This is a genomic window from Streptomyces bugieae, from assembly GCF_036352915.1.
Taxonomy (GTDB): Bacteria; Actinomycetota; Actinomycetes; order Streptomycetales; family Streptomycetaceae; genus Streptomyces; species Streptomyces endophytica.
In genome coordinates, this window is sequence record NZ_JAZBJP010000039.1 from 30,360 (window position 1) to 46,191 (window position 15,832).

General features: G+C 69.2%; 9 protein-coding genes and 1 pseudogene. 5 read left to right on the top strand and 5 right to left on the bottom strand.

The annotated features are described in order from the left end of the window. Complete coding sequence (locus V2J85_RS34985) at nt 1-3,153, bottom strand: helicase-related protein (protein ID WP_330823795.1); 3,153 nt, start codon at nt 3,151-3,153, stop codon at nt 1-3. Then, nucleotides 3,150-4,769, bottom strand: a complete 1,620-nt coding sequence (locus V2J85_RS34990) for a nuclease-related domain-containing DEAD/DEAH box helicase (protein ID WP_330823796.1) — start codon at nt 4,767-4,769, stop codon at nt 3,150-3,152. The genes V2J85_RS34985 and V2J85_RS34990 overlap by 4 nt, the downstream gene beginning before the upstream one ends. A gap of 188 nt (nt 4,770-4,957) precedes the next feature. On the opposite strand from V2J85_RS34990, the gene V2J85_RS34995 reads away from it, so the two are divergent. From V2J85_RS34995 to V2J85_RS35005, 3 genes are read left to right on the top strand one after another with little or no spacing between them, the layout of a single operon-like run. Next, the gene (locus tag V2J85_RS34995) at nt 4,958-8,509 is read left to right on the top strand and encodes a sigma-70 family RNA polymerase sigma factor (RefSeq protein WP_330823797.1); all 3,552 of its coding nucleotides are present in this window, start codon (nt 4,958-4,960) and stop codon (nt 8,507-8,509) included. After that, nucleotides 8,506-9,480 carry a hypothetical protein gene (locus V2J85_RS35000; protein ID WP_330823798.1) on the top strand — a complete coding sequence of 325 codons (975 nt, stop codon included), beginning with the start codon at nt 8,506-8,508 and terminating at the stop codon, nt 9,478-9,480. The genes V2J85_RS34995 and V2J85_RS35000 overlap by 4 nt, the downstream gene beginning before the upstream one ends. After that, nucleotides 9,477-10,412 (top strand): DUF6339 family protein, encoded by a 936-nt coding sequence (locus V2J85_RS35005; protein WP_330823799.1) that lies wholly within the window; start codon nt 9,477-9,479, stop codon nt 10,410-10,412. The genes V2J85_RS35000 and V2J85_RS35005 overlap by 4 nt, the downstream gene beginning before the upstream one ends. A gap of 372 nt (nt 10,413-10,784) precedes the next feature. On the opposite strand, the gene tsaD is transcribed toward V2J85_RS35005, so the two are convergent. Further along, the gene (gene tsaD / locus V2J85_RS35010; RefSeq protein ID WP_330823800.1) at nt 10,785-11,858 is read right to left on the bottom strand and encodes a tRNA (adenosine(37)-N6)-threonylcarbamoyltransferase complex transferase subunit TsaD; all 1,074 of its coding nucleotides are present in this window, start codon (nt 11,856-11,858) and stop codon (nt 10,785-10,787) included. A gap of 142 nt (nt 11,859-12,000) precedes the next feature. Between tsaD and V2J85_RS35015 the strand changes: the two are divergent. Further along, nucleotides 12,001-13,002 (top strand): annotated as a pseudogene (locus V2J85_RS35015) (SLC13 family permease); the annotation flags it as partial. Between the two features lie 139 nt (nt 13,003-13,141). On the opposite strand, the gene V2J85_RS35020 reads toward V2J85_RS35015, so the two are convergent. Both V2J85_RS35020 and V2J85_RS35025 read right to left on the bottom strand, forming a co-directional pair. After that, nucleotides 13,142-13,888, bottom strand: coding sequence for a hypothetical protein (locus V2J85_RS35020; protein WP_330823801.1), 747 nt, complete (start codon nt 13,886-13,888; stop codon nt 13,142-13,144). 152 nt (nt 13,889-14,040) lie between these two features. After that, on the bottom strand, nt 14,041-14,673 hold the full coding sequence (locus V2J85_RS35025; protein ID WP_261956528.1) for an RNA polymerase sigma factor: 633 nt from the start codon (nt 14,671-14,673) through the stop codon (nt 14,041-14,043). 254 nt (nt 14,674-14,927) lie between these two features. Here V2J85_RS35025 and V2J85_RS35030 point away from each other — a divergent pair, with 254 nt between their 5' ends. Further along, nucleotides 14,928-15,821 (top strand): hypothetical protein, encoded by an 894-nt coding sequence (locus V2J85_RS35030; protein WP_330823802.1) that lies wholly within the window; start codon nt 14,928-14,930, stop codon nt 15,819-15,821. The last annotated feature ends 11 nt before the right edge of the window (nt 15,822-15,832 follow it).

The following is a 15,832-nucleotide window of genomic DNA, read 5'->3' on the forward strand; positions in this document are numbered from 1 at the left end:
TCATACCCCCCTGATGGCGACGAGGCAGTCGTGATCCACGTTGCGCATCGACTGCGGCGTTTCCCAGAGGCCACCCTTCTTACCAAAATCCCGTAGCAGGCCCGTGTGGCCACGACTGTTGGTGAAGTAATGGAATCTCCGGCCCTCGTCCCGCGCAACGGTCGCCTGTTGCTCCCAATCCGCGATGTACTGGCTGAGTTCCTTCTTCGCGGTGTCCGCCTCGCGTGCGTCCGCCCGGCGGATACGGGAGACGATACGGTCACGAATTGCCACGACATCGGCCATGTGGTCCAGGATCTCCCCGGCCTGATCATCTGTGCTGAGATTCAACCCGTGCCGCACGAGAATCGTCAGCACCGCGTGCAGTGCTCGCTTTCTGGAAGGAAGCGACCACGGAGTGACACTCGTCGGCTCCACGTGGCGGTACAGCGACGCATGGTACGTACCGAACGTCTCGTAGTGGGACCGGTCACGGGGCTTCGTGGGGCGCAACAGCGTCACGACCAGTCCGGGTACCTGGCCTCGTCCGACACGGCTCGTGGCTTGAATGTATTCCGACGTCGTCTTCGGCTGGCCGTTCATCAGCATCAAACCGAGCCTCGGAACGTCCACGCCGACCGAGAGCATGTTCGTGGTGGCGAGGAAGGAGACGCTGCGCTCCTCGGTGCAGCGTCGACTCAGACGGTCGAGCAGTCCCGGCTGCGCCTGGCGCGGAATGTTACTGGTCAGTTCCAGGGCGGCCTCTTCGGGGAGAGGGCGGCGGAGCAGTTCGTTCGGTGCCAGGTGTCGGAGACGCGCAGGAATGTCGTCGCGCACGATGGTGACCGTCCGGCCGAGCTCGCGGAGGCTGTTGTGGTACGCGACCAGGGTCCAGTAGGCGTCCCGCAGCTCGTCATCGACCTTCAGTTCCGTCGGTGCCTGTAGTGCGGCGGCGCCGACATGCACGGTGGCGGTGGAGGCGGTGTGTCCCTGAGCCATCACTCCCAGATACAGACGGCCCTCGCGCTTCTCGTCCGGGGCTGCGAAGTAGGAGTGGCGGGCGTCCAAACCGGCTGGAGGGAACAATTGGGCCTTGCGCCCGTAGAGTCCTTCGATCTGCTGGTCCGAGCGTCTGATGGTCGCGGTCGAGGCGATCACTTTGGGTTGCACCCCGTCCTGGGCGCACAGCTCCAGAACCGCGGCCTCGTAGAGGCCCACAGTGGTACCCAGCGGTCCGGAGAGGAGGTGGAGCTCGTCCTGGATAACCAAGGACGGCCGACGAACGTCGGGGCCACCGAAGATCTTCCCTGCCTCGCGCTCCCAGGCGAGCCGGGCGAATTTGTCGACCGTACCGAGGAGGAAAGTGGGTGGCTCGGCATAGATGTGATCGTCCACGACTGCGACAGGGAGTCGGTCGTGGAAGTCGCAGGACTCGCGAGGGCAGAAGAAGCGGAAGGACGTGGTGTCCGCGTCGATGCCGTAGGCGGCGTAAGGGGCATGACGTTTGGGGACGATCTCGGTTCCGCACCAAGGACATCGTTCCAGCAGGAAACGATCATCCGGTTCGTTCATCATCCGCAGCTCGGCGAGCTTCTCCGCCGCCTGCCCGTACCGATTGGGCGTGGTGGCCATTCCCACCCACAGCCCGATGGTGATCGGGTCCTCGCCCAGCTCGGGCAAGGGGCCCTGGTCGAGCCCGCGACGCATGTATTCCAGGGCACAGATGGCCGTGGCGCTGCGCTGGAACTGCTGGGTGGTGAGCAGACTGAGTGTGTACCGGCTGAGTACCGCCGTACCCCTGCCGGCCGAGCCGTGGCGAAGACGGCGCAGAATGATCTCGAAGCAGGCGGCCAGCAGGTAGGCCTCCGTCTTGCCGCCGCCTGTGGGGAACCAGATGAGATCAACGATCTCCCGATCATCGTGATCCGGGTCCACCAGGCCTTGGACGACCAGCAGGAAGAAGGCCAGCTGGAAGGGGTACCAGGCGGAGGTCGCGGACGGCTCCGCAACCTCGGGGATCACTTCTTCCAGGCGTCGGCGGCGCCCGGCCAGGTCCGCCTCCGCATGCCTCATCTGCAGCAGCATCGCTCGATTTGCCAGTCGGAAGCCCTGCCGGGCCTGACGCCCGGTGGTGCTGTCCTCCGCGAGCACCGCGACCCCGGCTTCCATCCGGTCGGCCGCGCCCTTGATCCGCTCGATTATGCGGCCGGCCGGCGCATGAGCCCAGAACGGCAACTTCTTGGTATCGGCCTCACGTTCGTCGGCCCACGCGCGGTAACCGGCGACGAAGCCGGCCAGCTCCTTGGCGAGCTCGTTCGGGTCGAGACTCGGATCCGCCAGGTGGGACAACCTCAGAACCGGCAGATCACGTGGACCGTCGGGGCGGATGTTCGGCACCACAGCGTGAGGCATGATTTCGGCCCGTATCGACGTGGTCCGATCGCCTTCGTCCTCCCAGTGAACGGCACATCCGTGACCCACGGCGCGCGTGACGACGTGCCGGTACTGCACGCGGAGCTCTTCCTCCTCCGGATCACCGCTGTTGAGCCGAATGCTCGGATACTCCATGACGAAGCCGCCCAGGGTCTTCACCTCGAGCCCCACCTGAAACAGCATCAGGTCCCAGGTGGTGTCCGCGTCTTCCTCGTGATGAACGTTCGTGAGGACGCACGTCACCAATGTGCCCTTGTCGGTGCGGCGCCAACGTGTATGGAGACGGGCGTGATCTGCGAGGACGTTTTCGGACGGCCGCTCCGCACTGAGCACAACCTGCTGACTGAGCCGTGGGAGACGGTTCCAGGAGCGTTTGCCGTGCTCGCGCACGGTCTCGTAGCGACTGGCCGCACACGTCACCGCGATCTCGGATGCGGTGGTGAAGAAGGAGAAGCCGATCGAGGAGGGCAGCCAGGCGTTGGCCTCGGCTACGGGGTCGTCCGCGAAAGAGTCCTCTTCCCCCGAGCCTGCAGCGGTCTCCGCTGCTTCCTCCTCTCCTGATTCCAGAGCACGGCCGTGCAGGTCGGAACCTCGTGGGTAGAGGGTGCCCATCAGGTATCGCCTGTCCGGAGGGTCGACCAGCGTCTCCGTTTCACCGGCTTCCGGACCGACGAGCTGCCGCCGGAGATACTTGACGAAATCCTCGCGGTGCCTCGCGTAGGCGCCGTGGCTCCCGCTCATCGCGCGGCTCCGGCCTTGAGCTGCATCGCTCCCAGACGGAGCAAGGCCTTCTGCACTCCGGGGCGACAGGCCACCCAGAGGTGGGCCCGAGCGCGTGTGAATGCCACGTAGACCGCATCCAACCGGCCGTCGAGCAGCTCCGGTTCGAGGTCGATCAGGCAGATCACTCGGTTTTCCAGACCCTTGATGTCCTGCACCGATGCCCAGGTGATCCGGTTGTTGAGCTCAGTTCGGCCCTGCGTATCGGCGAGTCGACGAATCTTGGAGGCCCTGCGCGAACGCCGTGCGGAAGAGGTCTCCCAATCGCCGGACAGCGAAACGAGCGTGATGAGCCCGGAGCCCACCTGCTCCGCGGTGAGGCTGTCGAGATGCCGGTCCAGAGCAGCGGCTTCGTCATCGGCGGTACGGACCTCTTCGTACCGGACCGGCTCGCCCTTACCCGCAATGGCCACACCCAGGTCGGCACCTGTGTAGATCTGGACCTGATTGACGATGCTCTCGGTGTTACGGCAGTTCCGGCTCAGGTTGACCGAGGTGCTGCCGAGGGACTGCAGGTACTCGTACGCATCGGTGTCGAACCGCTCGGGCGACAAAATCTGGTTGTTGCGGTCGAGCATGAAGATCCAGCGCCCGCCGTCGAGATTGCCCTTCAGGATGCCGCCGAGTCGGTCCAGACTTTCCGCCGTCATGAGGTCCTGCGCCTCGTCGACGATGAGGCGGTCGAAGAGGCCGGGCGCGACCTCCGCGAGGGCACCGTAGGGAAGAACGGTGATGTTCTCCTCCGGGGCCAGTCGTTGTGCGAGGTACGTTGCGAGCGTGGGACTGGCGCAGGTGACGAGAACCCTGTGGTGAACCGCCCAACGGCGGGCTGCTTCCGCGGCAAGGAACGTCTTGCCGGAGCCGGCTCCTCCGTGCCAGAGCAGCCGCGGGTTGTCCTGCAGCTCATCGAGCTTCTCGAGCTGCTCGTTCGTCAGCTTCTCGAAGGTCTCCTCCAGGGCCGACATGCGCACCTTCAAGCCCGGGACCTTGTCGAACTGCGGCCGGATTTCGGCGAGTAACCGGTTGCGCAGCTCCTTGGGCATGGGCGTCGCGGCCCAGCGGTTGGCACTCAGCCAGAAGTCGGTCGCACGATGCAGGGCCGCGGCGAGCCCCTTGCCGCCGTCGAACGCGCGGGCGCCGAGATAGGTCTCGGGTGCGTACTCGGTCGACTCCGGCAGATCCACGTCCGGGGTGATCACCAGGTATCCGCCCGCCACACCGTGGTCACGCAGATTGCCCAGCTTCTGCCCGAGCTGCCGTTCCAGGGCGTGCATCCCTGAGCTGACCTGCCCGAAGGGCCCCTCCTTGCTGAAGTGTGGCCGACGGTTGCGGGGTTGGTACTCCCATCCCGCATCGGTACGGGCGATGCGACCGCCCTTCACCTCGATGAACAGGAGGAGGCTCGGGGTGATCAACACGAAGTCGACTTCCCCGACCCGCTTGTAGTCGTGCATCGGCAGGTGCAGGGAGTGCAGGGCGACCCCCGTGGAGTCGGGTAGTGCCTTGAGCGCGGCGAAGACGAGTCGCTCGCCGCGGCTCATGGTCTTGTCCGAGATCTCGCTCGGGATGATTCTCATACACTCCCCGATTCGGCTCGATAGTTCGCCGCGAACCGAGCAGACACACGCCGCAGCCGATACGGTGCCGATCATACGACTCGCGACTGTGTAATTGTCCGAGATCGACAAACCGACTGATGAGGCAGGTTTCTGACGGGGATAGGCTCGAATGGGTTTTGTCGATGTGTACCTGGCGGGGGGACGTCGTGTCGGGTGAGCTGCCGCGACCGGGTGTGCGCAGCGAGGGCTGGAAGCGCGCGGTAGAGGTGGCCCGACGCTTCGTCGATGCCGGGGTGGATGTCTCTCGCGCCCTGTCGGAAACGGCCAAGGCGGCCCAATTCGATTCCGAGTTCGAGAGTGAATTACGTCGAAGATTTCTCGGTGCGGCAGGCGCAAGGAACGGTTGCGGTCCGAGGCGCGGTGGTCCGCCTGCCGAGCGGCGAGCCTCCGGCGGACGCCCCGCAGATCCGGAAGCGGAGCCGGAGGACTCGTCCGAGGAAATCGGTGTCGAACCGGTGCCCGACGTCGAACCGGACGGCGAGCTGGTCGGCGACAGGGCGGGTGCCGTCGCGGCAGCCAGGCGTGTCCTGGATCTCGACCGACGGCGAGCTGCCGCAGGCAAGCGCGTACTCACCGCGCTGGAGGAGGTGGGCCTCAGCTTGCTCATACGTGAGGGGCTGCCGGCCGATACCGCCCTCGATCCCAAGTACGCCGCCACTCTTGACCGGAGCGACGAACCGTATCTGGCGTTCGAAGCAATGGTGCGGCACAACCAGGGCCTGGTCCACGGGGCGGCACAGAAGTACACCGGGCACGGGCTCGACCGCGAGGATCTGGAACAGCACGGCCAGTTGGGGCTGATACGCGCGGTGGAGAAGTTCAACCTCACTCTCGGGTACAAGTTTTCCACCTATGCCACATGGTGGATCAGGCAGGCACTCACCCGCGCCGTTGCGGACGAGGGGTCCCTCATTCGCATCCCTGTGCACATGACGGAAAAGATCGCGCGGGTCGCACGAGCCGAGCGTAGCCGCCTGGCAGCCGGACTTCCGGCGGAGGACATGGATCTGGCGGTGGCGTGCGGACTCAAGCTTGCGGAGGTGCGGAAGTGCCGGCAGCTCGGGCGCCGCTCGATCGATCACCTCGACCGGCAGATCAACGGGAACACGACTCTCGCCGACCTGTTGGACGTGCCCTGCACCCTTGGCCCCGGGTCGCAGGAGGACATGGAGCGCATCGTCGAGCGTATGTGGCTGAAGGAACTGCTTGCCGAACTCCCGTCGCGTCAGCGGGAGGTCCTGTTGTTCCGTTCGGGATTCGTGGACGGCGAGCCGTGGACACTCGATGTGATCGGGCAGGCGTACGGGCTGTCACGGGAGCGTATTCGACAGCTCGAGGGCAAGGCCTTGACCTTCATACGTGAGCAGTTGGGGCTGGAAGCGGGGGACGGCGAGAAGAAACCTGCCGGCTCTCGCCTTCGGGTGACGAATGCGCGGAAAAGGGGCGCAGGAGCTGCAGGAATGGCTGCGACTCACGCCTCGGATCCTCGATCTTCCGAGCCTGAAGTTGCTTCCGCTGTGCCCGGTTCCCCGTGTGAAGGGCGAGCGCAGAGGGAGGACTGTGTGGCAGGCGAAGAGCGATTGATCGAACTGGCCCACAGCTCGAATATGGGCTCGGGGTACCGTGCGCAGGACGAGTCAACGGGAACGATGTGGGGGGATGCCGTCGTGGTCGGCCGTGCCCGGGGAACCGGGGAGACACCCGTGGGAGACGCGGATGCTGCGGTGGTCGGGGGGAGTCCGGCGGGCGGATTCGTCGAGCAGACCTTCGACGATTCCGAAGATCGGCAGGCCCCGGCCGCCGCCGGCGCTTCCGGCGCGGCGGGGACGTCGTTTCCGGCCCATTGGTACCACCGACCTGCCCACGCTGACGGCGGTCGGGAGTACGGAAATCCTGCGGCGTTCGCATTCGATGCCGATCTGGCGGTGCTCGCCCGTGAAGCGGTCCAGAACAGTCTCGATGAGCGCCTGGATCCCGCTCGTCCGGTGCGGGTCCGGTTCACGCTGCACGAGCTCACCGGCGAGCACCTGGAGACGTTTCTCGCCGAGCTGCACTGGGAGGAGCTGGCCGAGCACTATGCCGCCGCCACCTCGTCCGATCACAAGGTCGGACGGGTTCTCGCCGAGGGTCTCCAGGAAATGACCGCCACGCGAACGCTTCGGCTGCTGTGCGTCGACGACTACAACGCCCACGGCCTCACCGGGCCCGAATACGGGGACGGTCGCTTCGCCGCTGTCGTGCGACGGCAGCTCGACAGCTTGAAGAGCAGCGGTCGGGCCGGCGGCTCGTACGGGCTGGGCAAGGCAACGCTCTGGGCCGCGAGTCGGCTCGGCCTCGTCCTGATCAACAGCACTCTCTCCGAGCCGCACGAGGGGCGCACCGAACGTCGCCTGGTGGGCCGGTTGGACCTGCCGTGGCACTCGGTGGGTGAGAAGGCCTTCGCGGGGCCCGCTTGGCTGGGCGTACCCGACACGCAGAGCGGATTCGAAGGGGTGTCACGGTCCTGGTGGGCCGACGAAAGGACGGTGTCCGCCCTCGGGCTCGAGCGCTCGGGTGCGGATCCCGGCACGTCCTTTCTCATCGTGGGTGTCCACGACGGCGCCGGGGACGCCGTGACGCTGAACGACATGCACGAGAAGATCATCTCCGCGCTCTCGGACAATTTCTGGGCTGCCATGGTCGGTGGCCGGAACACCGGCGCCCTGCTGGAGGCCTCTGTCGCCACCATGAGGGACGGCGCCGTCCTGATCCCGGAGCAGCGCGTGGATCCGTGCGAACGTCATCCAGCTCTGGTACGGGCTCTGAGGGCTCATGTGAACAGCGAAACGGTCGACGAGTTGACGGCTGCCGACCAAGTGGCCAGCATCGATGTGCCCTTGTCCGTTCCCCCCAAGCGCAACGCGTCCGGAGGGTGGGCCAAGGAAGTCGAGCATCGAGCGGTGCTTCTCGTCACCCCTGCGCACGACGCCGATCGGCAGCACAGCCGCGTGGTGTGCATGCGCGGCAGTCGGATGACGGTCATGACCCGACGTCCTCGTGAGCTCGGCACGGGAGTGGATCCTTTCCAGGCGGTGCTCCTCGCCGGGTGCGCGACGGGTGAGGATTCGGCCGAGGCCGAGGCCGCGGAGGCCTTTCTGCGCGCCTCGGAGCCGCCCGAACACGATGCCTGGGGCAAGACGGAGGAACTGACCACTGCCTACAAACGTGGTTCGTTGCGTCGGCTCGCCGACTTCCGTGCCGCCACGGACATCGCCCTGAGGAGCCTTGTGGGGCGCCGGTCCGAGCCTCGCAACGGGGGACCCGAGGTCCTGCGCGAGCTGATCCGACTGGATCAACCGGTTGCCGCGGCCGCCCGCAGCTCCGACGGGCACCCCACGATCCGTTCTCTCCGGGGCACGGTGGACGAGGGCGGGGCGTGGACCGTCACCGCGGTCCTGCGGGTTCCGCGGCGCGACGATTCCTGGTTGCTGAACCCGGTGGCCAAATTCGAGGTTCGGTCCGGGGGGCGACCGACCCTGGCGTGGGCACAGCTCACGGCCGTGGAGAACTGCCGGGTCGAGGGGGGACGACTGCGGATCGATGCCGGTGTCCGCTCGGCCTCCTTCACCGGCGTGACCGAGCCGAGCAGCCATCCGGTCGCTGCATCCATGGCGGCCGTTGTGGTGGATCTGGTGAACTCGCGAGGGGGATCGGCATGACAAGGCTGTTTCCCTATCCCACGCTCCTCGGTGAACCGGCGCTCGAGATCACGGATGTGGCTGTTGACGGTGCGGCGCTGCCATACACCATGATCTCCAAGCCGCAGCAGGCCGTGGCCCTGCATCAGGTGGAGCGGAAGGACTGGGAGGAGGTCGAATTGTCCGTCCGGGTCCTGGCTCCTCAACGGGAGCTGTCGGACGGTCCCTGGTCGGACGTCGCATGCGTCGCCGTTTCCACCGAACGTGCCACCAACGTGCGTTGCGTCCAGCGTTTGCGGCCGGACGGACCCGGCTCGTGGTCCGGAGCGGTGACACTCTTGAAGCCGCAGCATCGGGATCGCGTCATCCTCGGGGCGAGCGTTGTCGCCACGGTGGACGGTGTCTCGGGCCGGGTCATCGGCTCCACTCCACGGAGCTGGGTAGTGGATCTCAAGGCCGAAGAGCCGGCGCGTGAACGTGAACCCGTCGTCACGGAGAGCGATTTCCGTGACGGACCGCATGAGTGGCTCCGACCGTTCAAGGATTCTCCCTGGTTGGTGGACGTCTCCGGCGATACGCCGATGGTCCACCTCAACACGGCCTTCGAGGGCGTCGCCCAGCTGTTGAACGGTTCAGGTGGCCCCCTGGAGAAGGCCACCGGTTCCTTGATCTCTGCCCAGCTCGCGAGCGACGTCTGGACATCCATGTTCCACGCTGCAGTCAGCGGTTTGGACCTGGACGAGGACGGAACGCCACGGCTGCCCGAGGGCTGGCGGGGATCGGTCCTGAGAACGATGCTGCCCGACGTGTTGCCGAGCATGTCCCTGAGTGAGGCACTGCACGAGGTCCACAGTCGGCAGACGGAAGGGCCCGGGTGGGCAGAGCTGCAGTCGAACATCCACTACGCGGCGTCTCGCCGGGCTCAGGTGCCGAGGCGGCTCACCATGGCCATCCGAACGGTCGACCGTTCCCAGGAAGGCACACCGCGATGAGCGACATCGGCATCGAAGTACCCGACCGCCTGGGCCTGTTGCCCACGGCAGTTGCGAGACGGCATCTCACGCGCTCCGTTCTCTCGGGTCGGAGCGAGCCGCCGGTGGTGGCTCTTCTCCGGGCGAGCGAATCGATTCCGGAGGACTTGGCGCGTTGGAACGGTGCACCGGTCCGTGAACTTTTCGAGGAAGCGATGAACCGCTTCGCGGGCAGACAGACACAAGCGGATTCCTGGCTGGCGCCGAGACTGCACGCCACGCTGCGCATGACGCGTGCCGAAGCCGCCGACCCGGCGTTGTGGAACTTCCTCGCACTCCTCGTGGTGCCGGACTACGTCGTTTGGCGATGGGGTCGGGCCGTGAGCGGAACACCTGAGACACCCGCCCCCGTTCAGGCCGTTCGATTCGTGGGCCGCTCGGACAGTCAGGCCGTTGCGCGGTTGTGGTGGGCGGCGGAACTGTTCCGTGACGGGGAGGATTATCGGCCGGCGGAGATCGCATGCGGAAACCAGGACATGCTGAACACTGCACTCCGCCTGGATGCTGTGGATCATCGGCCGACTGCACTCGCCATCGTGAGGGTCCTCGAATCCCTGGAATCCGAGGGCCTCACCCGGCTCGGCGACCGGATGAACGCGTTGTGCTCAGCGGTCAATTCTGCGGGCAGCACCTTGATGTACGAGGTGCTGGCCCCGGACGAGCTGCCGGATGCCGTTGCGCTCCACGGGTGGATCCGCGAGGCGGAGTGGGCATCTCCCGCTCCCTGGGATCGCCTTCCTGACGGACCGCCGGACGGCACGGTTCCCACGAAGTCGATCGATGTTCTGACAGAGCTGTTCACCAAGTTCCAGGCCGAGGCACCGCTCCGGGCCCGAGGGAGGCGCGCCACGGGTGCCGGCCCGGATCGAAAGGCCGTATCGGTAGGGCTCTGAGAAGTCGATGGGTGATGCGGGTACGACGCGCAGGCCTCGCCCTCCGGGCTCGTCCACCAGCCGTGATCACCACATTCGCTCGGTCCCTGGTCTGTCCGCCCGGTTCGCGGCCGGCCGACGGCGCTCGCGAGGCCGGCACCCGGCCCGTTGACCGTGGCCTCAAGTGGTCAGGCCTGGACGCCGGGCTCGTGGAGACAACGCGTCCCACTCATCGCCGGGGTGCCGCGGCTCGCCCTGACAGAGCCCGGTATCAGCGGAGAACTACTTCCACGAGAGGTCGGACCGCCAGCCTTGACATGTGTCCGGCGAGGGAACGGTCCCGCTCACCCGAAGGAAGTTGCGGCAGGGAGAGGTTCGGGGATTTCGACGGCGTCAGGGAGCGCCGGCCGCCGCGGCGGCGCGGGCCACCGGATGCAGTGCGGCGTACTCCAGGGGAGCCGACGGATCGATCGAGACATCCAGCGGCGCGGGCTCCGCGCCCGCCCGGACGAGCAGGTCCCCGATGGCGGCGATCATCGCGCCGTTGTCCGTGCACAGCTTCAGCGGCGGCACCCGCAGGGCGATCCCGGCCGCCGCGCACCGCTCCTCCGCCAGTGCCCGGACCCGGGAGTTGGCGGCCACCCCGCCGACCACGACGAGCGTGCCGACACCGTGGGCGGTGCAGGCCGCCACCGCCTTACGGGTCAGCACGTCGGCGACCGCCTCCTGGAGCGCGGCGGCACCGTCCGCCACCGGCAGCGCCCGCCCGTGGTGCCGCTCGGCCCACCGTGCGGCAGCGGTCTTCAGCCCCGAGAAGGAGAAGCCGTACGGATCGTCACGCGGTCCGGTGAGCGGACGGGGGAAGGGGACAGCGCGCGGATCCCCCACGCGCGCTGCCCGGTCGATGGCCGGACCGCCGGGATACGGCAGCCCGAAGACCCGGGCGACCTTGTCGAAGCACTCCCCGGCGGCGTCGTCCAGGGTGTCGCCGAGGTGCACGATGCGGTCGCGGGCCAGATCGCGGACGAGGAGGAGGGAGGTGTGGCCGCCGGAGACGATCAGTACGACGCAGGGGTTCGGCAGCGGCCCGTGCGCGAGGGTGTCGGCGGCGACATGGCCGGCCAGGTGGTGCACGCCGTACAGCGGCACACCGAGCGCGTAGGCCAGCCCCTTGGCGCCGGCCAGCCCGACCTGGAGCGCCCCCGACAGCCCCGGCCCCGTCGTCACCGCGACCGCCCCGATGTCCGCCATCCGCAGGCCCGCCTCGCCCAGCGCGCGCCGGACGACCGGCCGGAGGGCGTGGACGTGGGCGCGGGCCGCGATCTCCGGCACCACCCCGCCGAACCGCGCGTGCTCGTCCATGCTCGACGCCACGGCGTGCCCGAGCAGCCGGCCGTCGCGCACCAGGCCCGCGCCCGTCTCGTCGCAGGACGACTCGATCCCCAGCACCACGGGTGCCGCACGCATACGGTTCCTCCTCCCGGGACACGACGAGCCCCTCGGCGCCGCCCAGAGTAGTTGCCGATGGACCGCATTTGCGAATCATGTGCAATAAGGGCGCGCGGGGGACGGGCAAGGGCGCGGTCGGTGCCGGCGGCAGGGGCAAGGGGAGGCCGGGCGTCTCGGCTCGGTGATCTGGTTCCTCGCGGCCGTAGTGGTGCTCGCGCGGCTCTGCGACGACGAAGGGCTGTTCCGCGCGTGCGGGGCCTGGACCGCGAGGGCGGCGGCCGGGCGGCCCCGGCGGCTGCTCGCCGCGGTCTTCGGCCTGGCGTCCGCCATCACCGCGGTGCTCAGCCTGGACGCGACGATCGTGCTGCTCACCCCGGTGGTCCTCGCCACCGCCGCGCGCATGGGCGCCCGCGCCAAGCCGCACGTCTACGCCTGCACCCACCTCTCGAACACCGCGTCGCTCCTGCTGCCCGTCTCCAACCTCACCAACCTGCTCGCCTTCGCCGCCAGCGGCCTGAGCTTCACCCGCTTCGCGGCGCTGATGGCCCTGCCCTGGCTCGCGGCCATCGCCGTCGAGTACGCGGTCTTCCGCCGCTTCTTCGCCACGGACCTGGACGCGAGGGTCACCGACCCGGACGCGGCGGCCGTCGACCTCGACGCGGCGGCCACCGCCCCGGACGCGCCAACCGCCGTGGAGCCCCCACTGCCGCTGTTCCCGCTGCTCACCGTGGCCGGCACGCTGGCGGACTTCCTCCTCGCCTCGGCCGTGGGCGTGGACCCGGCCTGGGCGGCGACCGCCGGCGCCCTGCTGCTCGCCGTACGCGCCCTGATACGGCGGCGCACCACCGCCCTCGGCCTGCTCAGGGCCGCCTCGCTCCCGTTCCTCGCCAACGTGATCAACAACCTGCCGGCCGTACTGGTTCTGCTCCCCCTGACCGCCCCGACCGGCCCCGGCGCCGTCCTCGCCGTCCTGATCGGCGTCAACATCGGCTCCAACCTCACCTACGCCGGCTCCCTGGCCACCCTGCTGTGGCGCCGCATCCTCCACCAGCACGAACACGAGGTGGACCTACGGGAGTTCACCCGCCTCGGCCTCCTCACGGTGCCCGCGGCACTCACCCTCGCGGTCGTGGCGCTGTGGGGGGCACTGCACTTCTCGTGACCGAGCTCCGCCGCAGGAGACCCCGGCGTCCCGGTGCGCCGTGGGCCGGAGCGCCGGAGTCGTGCCCCAGAGCGGCGTGCCGTTGCGAAGCATGGCGCGGATCGGGCACGGCGCGGGGCCATCGGGCACGGCGCAGGGGCTACGGGTGCTTCCCGCCGCCGTTCCCCTCGCTCGGCTGGCCGTTCCCGGTCGCGCTGTGTGTGCTGCCGGGGTTGGCGTCGGGCGTGCCGTTGCCGCCGGCGTTCCTCGCCGCGCCGTTGCCGGGGTTCGCGGCGCCCTTGCCGGGTTTGCCCGTGCCGGCCGGCCCGCTCGGCGCGCCTGTCGCCCGCGTCAGCTGCTCGGAGCAGTACGCGGCGACCTTGTCCTTTCCACCGGCGGCCGCGACGAGCCGCTGCCAGGCCGTCGCATCGAGGGCTTTGCCGCGCCCTTCGACCTGCTTGTAGGCGCGGCAGTGGGCCTCGGTGTCCCGGGCGTGGGAGAGGCGGTCCGTGGGGCCGGGGCGGCCGGAGGGCGACGGCGAGGCCGTACCGCCCGGCCGGCTCGGGGCGACCGCAGAGGGGTGCGTGGTCCCCCGACCGCTACCGGCACCGTCGGTGGACGAGCCGGCCGAACCGACGGCCGCGACCGCGACACCGCCCAGCGTGAGGCCGGCGAACACCACGCCGAACGTCAACCGTGCCGGACGCCGGACCCGCCGCTCCTCGCGCGGCCGCCAGTCGTCCCGGCGCCGGGTCCGTGCCCGGCGCCCGTCCGTGCCGTGGGCGGCCGCCCGGAAGGCGGCCAGGGCCCGCTGCTCGGCCTCGGGATCGGGGCGGTGCGTACGCATGGCGGCGCCCAGCACCGTTTCCAGCGTCGCGGGGTCATGCACGTCCGGCGGGCCGGACACGCTGCCGTCAGGGTGCCCATGCCGGTGACGGGCCGGTGCTCCGTCGCCGCTCAGCCGTTCACCCATGTCCGCTTCCGTTCTCGTCCGACCGTGTCGATCCGTCGAGGTGCCGGGCTCGACGCCTTCCGGCCGTCCACTGTCGCCCTCGTCGTTCATTCCGACTTCCCCAGCGTTCGGGAAGCCCCATCCGTCACACCCTCGTCCGCCTCGCCGCCGACACCCAGCTGGCGGGCGAGACGCTTCAGGCCCCGGTGGGCGGCCGTGCGCACCGCTCCCGGGCGCTTGCCGAGGATGCGTGCCGCGGCAGGACCGTCCAGACCCACGACGACCCGCAGGAGCACCGCCTCGGCCTGGTCCCGCGGCAGCCCGCGGACCAGCTCCAGGGCCTGCTCGGTGGAGAGGGATTCCAGCGCCTGGTCATGGGTGTCGTGCGGTCCGGGCAGGTTCAGCACGTCCTGTTCGGTCCCGCCGGCGCGGGGCCGCACGCGCTGGCGGCGCAGGTGGTCCAGTGCCCGGTGCCGGGCGATGGCCGCGGTCCAGCCGCGGAACCCGGCCCCGTCCCCCTTGAAACGTCCGAGGTCGCGGGCTATCTCCAGCCAGGCGTCGGAGGCCACGTCCTCCGCGTCCTCACCGACCAGCCCGTGCAGATAGCCGAGCAGGCCCGGTTGCACGAGCCGGTAGGCCACCGCGAAGGCGGCCTCGTCGCCGTTCTGGGCCTGCGCGACCGCTGTGCCCAATTCCCCGTCGTACGTCTTCGCGCGCCGGGGTTGCCCTGCCTGGCCCAAGACCGTCCTCGTTCGCACCGGGTTCATAGCGGGTCCGTGTCGGCCGCCGTGCTCCGGTCGCAACGGCGGTTCCCATGGTGAACAGCGTCCGCCCTCACAAAAGTGTCACGACGTCCAGGGGTCCTTCACGTCGCTGCAGCGTGGGGCGCGGGTGTAACACTTCCGGCCGAGTTCGCTCTCTTCATGCGGGCGACCGCGTCGGTCGGCCAGGACAGGGGACACGACTCGTGCGGTGGACGGACGGAAGCGGAGCGGTGTACGGCGAGGATCCGTACGGCGGCGCCGGCTACAGCTATGCCTATGGCCACGAGCCCGCCCATGGCCATGAGCCCGCCTACGGCCACGAGTCCGCCTATGGCCACGAGCCCGCCCATGGCCATGAGCCCGCCTACGGCCACGAGTCCGCCTATGGCCACGAGCCCGCCCACGGTCACGAGTCCGCCTACGGGGACGCGTACGGAGGGGGCGTCACGGGCGCCACGGGCGTCACCACCGGCACCGCCCCGCCGGCCTGGAACGAGGCATCGCCCGCGCCGTGGACGCACCGGACGGCGCAGGCCACGACGGCATGGGACGACTCCCCGCACGGTGACGTCCTCACGGCGGAGCTCCCGGTGTTCGGCACGGACCAGCTCCCGGTGGCCGACACGGCGCAGCTCCCGGTGTTCGACGCACCCGATCACCCCGTGCCGGCACCCGACGCGCCCCAGAGCGAGACGGCGCGGCCCGTCTTCGTCGATTCCTCGGGGCGACGCCAGCGCCGCGTGCTCCGCGCCGCCCGGCTGCTGGTGATCCCTGCCGGCGGCTATGTCGCCGTGCTGATCAGCACGATGCTGGGCGGCCCCAGCATCAGCTCTCCGTTCGTCCCGCACGCGGACTCCGCGCACCCGGCCAGGCCCACGGCGACCGCCCCCGACCCCTCGCCCGGCACCGGGCACCCGGCGCGGAGCGCGAGCCCCACCGCGACGAACTCCGGCACCGCGGCGCGGAAGACCCCCGGCCCCACCGGCCGGCCGACAGCCTCCGCCGGCCCGGTGGCCCCGTCCCGGCCCACGGCTGCGCCGACCACGACCGCCGCCCCCACCAGGGCCGCCGCCCCCGCCCCCAGGGGGCGTGCCCTCGGCTCGTCCCACAAGCCCGTGAAGTGATCCAAGGCCCC